General features: G+C 52.8%; 1 protein-coding gene. It reads right to left on the bottom strand.

All coding sequences use genetic code 11. The features are described 5' to 3' along the window. Window positions 1–40: 40 nt before the first annotated feature. The coding region (locus tag AC1RPY_RS07675) for a DNA polymerase beta superfamily protein (RefSeq protein ID WP_481763095.1) at window positions 41–409 on the bottom strand (369 nt) is incomplete at its 5' end.

The raw sequence follows: 409 nt of genomic DNA, 5'->3' as shown, positions 1-409 counted from the left end.
AGCGCATTACCTCAATCCACGGTTTACTCATGCTGACTCCTTAAATGTCATTAAAGTACAAAATATCACGGAATTCCTGATCCAGATCGACAGCCGGCGACACGATCGCGAGTTCTTGGTCCGGAATTGTCTCCAGAATCTCCAGTTGCTCTTCGATCCACTCGTTGAGAATCGGGACACGCGGGTGTAGCTTTTTCTCACCTGTCCGCATCTTGATTTCGAGCAGCGCGTCAACAGCGGCCGTGATCTTGGCAGGCTCCACAGCATCGCGCAACTGCGAAAACGAGACGGGAGCCGGAGTCCCGAATTTGGCCGTGAACTGCGCAGCCATAATCGGGCGAATCAAGTACAGATACTTATTGTACCACACTTCGTCCCCCTGAGGATACTCACGGCAATCGCCCTTGGC

The organism is Dellaglioa sp. CoH-56-MRSF-12 (assembly GCF_056782075.1).
This window is presented reverse-complemented; position numbering and strand designations above follow the sequence as displayed.